Raw genomic sequence first — 4,995 nt, forward strand, 5'->3', positions numbered from 1 at the left:
CCCACCCTCTCCCATTTATGGGAACTCTGATTCTAAAAGTGGCTCACTTTTGAAGTGATCGCTCTGGCTCAATTTATTATTGACAAAAACAATATATCAAATATCGCAATAAAGCATTTGTACCTCAAGTGAGAACCTGCAAAATTTTTGCAATAAAAATTAGACTTTAAAATAAACATCAACCTTATCAATAACATCATTCAAATGCAATTAATACTTCTTCGTCTCTTTCCCCTATTCCCCAATGAAAAAAGAGAAACAGGATTCTTCCTAACGGGCTCACTTCAGGGAGGAAAAATCTTAAAAATGCTTTAAATAGCAACCTAATTCGCAACTGAATTATCACATTCATTAAACCGAAATTAACAAATAAAAACACTCGAATTTTTAATAATCTGAGCGTTTTTTCGATATTTATTCCGCTCTTCTTATCGAACTAACGCTATCCGTTAGCTGAAGAAGAAACTCTTTTACTCTGTTGCTTTAATTACCATAAAAGATTCAGGATTTAAAGTTTCAGATTGAATCACTATTGCAGTCATTCCCTCATCGCTTCCTGATTCGTGCCATTCTCCTTTCTCCCAAAAAACACATTCCCCTCTTTTTACAAAAATTCTTTTGCGGTCCTCCCCTGTTACCCAGCCTTCCCCCTGAACCACCAGAAACAATTGAGGAACAGGTGCTTCGTGATACCCAACGACTCCGTTAGGTTCTATATACATACAACCGAGAATAGAAGGTTCACTTGTTTTTATAATTCTTGTATAAATCGCTAAGTCCGAATTGTATTTCGTTATTTTCGCACCGACTTCTTTATCAAATCTAAAAATTTTCATAATGAATCCCCCGAAAGATATTTGTTTTCAATCTTATATAATTCAACATTGGAAACACTAATTCCTTATTCAACTAATGCTGCCCGTTAGCACAATAAGGAAAAGCGATTCTCCTTGTTGAAGTACCGCACCTGTTAGTAGAATAACGTTAGACTATAAACTTAGTAAGCCATGCTATATAGTACGCTCCAGGAACAAATAAAAATTGAGCTAAAACTGTTCCGAACAGCCTTGAAGTAACCATCATTATAGAAATGCTTTTTAATGTTATGTAATTCCCTTTCCGATTCACCACATCATCGGCAAGAACTGATATTTTAGGGTCAACGAAAATAACCAATAGAATAGTGGCTATACCGTTGATTAGACCTGAAGCCATAATTGCAGTCGAAGCCCGTTCAGGTGCGATTAGAGATGCATATAAAGCAGAAAACACTCCTATATACGGCAGTAATCACCATATTCACGAAAAATAATTGTTTAGGCACATCTCTGAGGTTTATGTCTTTTATGTAAGACCATCTTGGTAATTGTATATGTTTTATGCCTCGCTTTAAAAAAGCAATATTTGTTCCTTTTTTCATCAATGCTGGTATTGAGCCTCTTTGGTTTGAAAGATGAACGATGGCTCTTGAGAATATGGCAATAAAAGTTGGGAGGAGCAATATTCCTATAACGTACCAAGAGTAGATGAACCTATGAGTACCCTAAACTCCATTTTTACAAACTCCAGAGAACCTTGCTTTGGAGCAGTATCAATCAAACTCCCTGTAAATGGCTGCTGCATCATATTAGCTAATCTTGAAACAATCACCATTACGTTAAATAAAGATAAAGCAGAAGCGATTAACTTTACTCTCGCACCAGATAACCTTACGGCATAAGCTAATGTTTCTATGCTATGAATAATCAAAACAAACAGCGATACAAATAAAACTTTTTCATTTATAAAATCCATATTCTTACCTTTCTTTTTGATGATATTCCTATTATAATTAAAAGATTCAAAAAATTTTATTGCATATCTTGCCTGTTCGCCAACCACGAAGTGAGATTCACCACAGATGATGGAAGTTTATTCCTCATTACATGGGAGTTAAATAAGGTCATAATTAAATTAACTTCTTCACAAATAAAACTCTATCTTGATTTGTCATAATCAGTATATACAGAGACTCCATCAATTTCTTTATCTCCGTTTTTTTCGATTTCAAATCCCATTTTCGTATGAAATGCAATGGAAACTTTGTTCACTGGTGAAGTTACACAACGTACGATATTCCGACCACTCTTTTTAACAATATCAAAAAATTCATTGTAAAGTTGTCTTCCAATACCATTTTCCCTATAATCTGGATGAACCCCAACAAAGTGTATATATGCTTCTTCTGGATATGTTTGGGATAGAAAACCTATCAAAAATCCAACGATTTTTCCATCTTTTTCGGCAATGAAACTTGTATTTTGAAAATGGTCGAAGAATAATTTTGGCAACATATCGGACATTTGTCTTCCGCCCCACCACTCATTGATAAGTGGAGATATTACATAGTAGTCTGGCCCTTTCACTGAACGGATTTCCATCTTAATCCCCCTTCATTTGTAAAGTAATGACTATCATAAAGGCAAATTTAGTGCTATTCTTCAACTAATTCGCTCGTTAGCCAACCATGAAGCGAGCTTCACCATAAATTATGGAAGTTCATTTGTTCTTCCATAGAAGTGAAACAGATTACCCTTTGCTTAGAACTTTACTTGAAATAAGACGTGCAATTCCAATTAATAAACAAACTACACTAATTGCCCATAAAATCCCTGAGATTCCTATGCTCAATGATGCTTTTTCTGAACCCATAAAATCATTATGTTCAAAAGTGTTTATCGCTTCTAAAAGTTTGTAACCAGCAAAAGAAAAGAAAATAATATGTCCTATAAACCAACAAAATGCTTCTTTGCTGAATTTATGTTTGAGCCAAAGAACAATGAAAGAAATTAGTTCAATTCCCATCACTATTGCAAATCCCCAATTCACCATTCCGTACACTTCGGCTTCTAAATACATTTCTCTACCTCCGTAATTTAGACGTTTCACATCCTACTTATAGGTTCGTGCTTTTTTCATTAATTCCTTGATTGTGAGCAATACTGCCCTTTAGCCGCCCATGCCGTATTTCACAGCACCACAGATTATGAAATATTTCTGTTCTTCCATGAGAGTGGAACAAGTCTAACGCAATTTACAAATTCTTTTTCATAACAATCCTATTGTTATTCACAACATAACCATTTTTTCTATAGAAGTTTTCTGCAAGTCCTCCATTGGAAGTTAAAAGATAAATGCTTTTAACGTTTTTCTTCTGTAATTCCTCCTCTAAAAATTGGAGAAGTTTGGAACCATAACCTTTACCTTGAATTTCATTATTGATGCATAATTCTGCTAAATAAAAAGTTATTCCTTGATATGTTTTTTTGCTGTTTCCTGCTATAAAACCAATTGGAGTTTCATTGTTTTTCCAAAAAAATCCCGTAAAATTAGGAGTATGTAACAAATCCGTAAGCCTTTCTTTAGCAGTTTCATACGTCCAACTTTCATTCCAAGGCTCACTATTAAAAACTTTAATATATAGTTCAATACATTGTTCCAAATTATCTGTTGTAATTGGTACAACTGTTTCTGCCACTAAAAACTCCTCCTCCCAATATAATTCTTCAACTACCCTGCCCTTAGCCAAACATTAAACAAGTTTCACCACAGATGATGGAAGTTAATTCATTCTTCCATGGGAGACAACCATACCGCATCTATGCATCACCATCAGAAGAATGAAAATGTGAAATATATTATGTCTATACTGCCCTTATAGCTGAAGTCAGAGGTCGATTACAAACTGATACTTCGAGTTCGTATGGGAGTGTTGCCTTTTTGGATTCAGAAATTTTCAGGATAGTAGATAGTAAAACAGGAAACTTTGTTAATTAAATAAAAACCTCAATCTCTTTTACAAAAACAGCTTTACCTGTAATTTCCACTTCATATGAATCCTCATTTTTCATCACATTTACTTCTACTCTTCCATCTCTTCCAATTTCCTGACCTTGTTCAATTAAAAGGTTTAGGTTTAATACGTTATTATCTGCGATATATTTTGCATAATATGCGCCCATTACCCCAGAAGCAGTTCCTGTTACTGGGTCTTCAATCGTGCCAGAGAAAGGCGAAGAAAAATGTCGAGCATGCATATGTGCATTTGAATCATAAGTTTCTAAACAAAAAGGGTGGACAGAAGCCATTGGCATTTCTTTCAATATACTTGGGAAGAGCTTATTATTGGGTTTCATTCTTTTGAAAGCACTTAGGGTTTTTATTGGAATTAATAAAGTCCAAGTACCTGTACTTCCGTATAAAATCGGTAAGTTCGGTTCTATATCGTCTTTTTTCAGCCCTATGGAAAAGGCTAAATCTTCAATTGAACCATTAAATTCTTTAAATTGTGGAGATGCTTGTTTCATCGTTATGTCTATTTCGTTTTGTGAATTTCGATTTATTCTTATTGGCAGAACTCCTGCTTTGGTTTCTATTGTTAAATCACTCTTTTCTTTTAGTAATTCTTTTGTTTTTAATGCATAAATAGCAGCCATTGTTGCATGACCACATAGATTCATTTCATGTCCAGGTGTAAAATAACGAATTCTAACGTCCGCTTTATCAGATTTAAGAGGGAAAGCTGTTTCATTAAAGCCTACTTTTAACGCTATTTCTTGCATTTCCTTTTCAGTGAGTTGGTCTCCATCAAAAACTACACCTGCTGGATTCCCCATATTTGGCTCATTACTGAATGCATCGTAATGATAAACTTTGACTTTACTCATTTTCATTACCTCCAGAATAAGATTAATCATTTCAAGGTTTTCTGCTTGATAGTCTCTCTTAATGCTGTCCTTTACTTCAACAAAAAAAGCATTACTTCCTGCTTTTTGAAGTAATGCTCCTATTAATCTTTTGGTGAATATCACCATTTTAATTCCTTAAAAAATGGTTGGACATATTGACAAGAATTTTCTTTATTTAACTCATATTTCGCACCTTGGTAGGGCGGAACAAAAGGATTTTTTATTCAGTTTTTTAGAATAACTTTTAAACCAACACCAAAAGCGATGG

Annotated in this window: 4 protein-coding genes and 2 pseudogenes; all 6 read right to left on the reverse strand. The window is 34.3% G+C overall.

Going from position 1 to position 4,995, the window contains the following annotated elements; translation table 11 throughout:
- Window positions 1-470: 470 nt before the first annotated feature.
- The 6 genes and pseudogenes from EKC99_RS15000 to EKC99_RS15025 all read right to left on the reverse strand — a co-directional run bounded on the left by EKC99_RS15000 (window position 471) and on the right by EKC99_RS15025 (window position 4,706).
- The gene (locus EKC99_RS15000) at window positions 471-836 is read right to left on the reverse strand and encodes a cupin domain-containing protein (RefSeq protein WP_163152610.1); all 366 of its coding nucleotides are present in this window, start codon (window positions 834-836) and stop codon (window positions 471-473) included.
- Between the two features lie 148 nt (window positions 837-984).
- Window positions 985-1,794: pseudogene (locus EKC99_RS15005) on the reverse strand (lipid II flippase Amj family protein).
- Between the two features lie 154 nt (window positions 1,795-1,948).
- Window positions 1,949-2,420: pseudogene (locus EKC99_RS15010) on the reverse strand (GNAT family N-acetyltransferase).
- A 148-nt stretch (window positions 2,421-2,568) separates the two neighbouring features.
- Window positions 2,569-2,898, reverse strand: a complete 330-nt coding sequence (locus EKC99_RS15015; protein ID WP_163152612.1) for a hypothetical protein — start codon at window positions 2,896-2,898, stop codon at window positions 2,569-2,571.
- 175 nt (window positions 2,899-3,073) lie between these two features.
- The gene (locus EKC99_RS15020; RefSeq protein WP_163152614.1) at window positions 3,074-3,517 is read right to left on the reverse strand and encodes a GNAT family N-acetyltransferase; all 444 of its coding nucleotides are present in this window, start codon (window positions 3,515-3,517) and stop codon (window positions 3,074-3,076) included.
- 295 nt (window positions 3,518-3,812) lie between these two features.
- Window positions 3,813-4,706 carry a PhzF family phenazine biosynthesis isomerase gene (locus EKC99_RS15025; protein WP_163152616.1) on the reverse strand — a complete coding sequence of 298 codons (894 nt, stop codon included), beginning with the start codon at window positions 4,704-4,706 and terminating at the stop codon, window positions 3,813-3,815.
- Window positions 4,707-4,995: the final 289 nt, after the last annotated feature.

The organism is Anoxybacillus sp. MB8 (assembly GCF_011006755.1).
Lineage (GTDB): Bacteria > Bacillota > Bacilli > Bacillales > Anoxybacillaceae > Anoxybacillus > Anoxybacillus gonensis.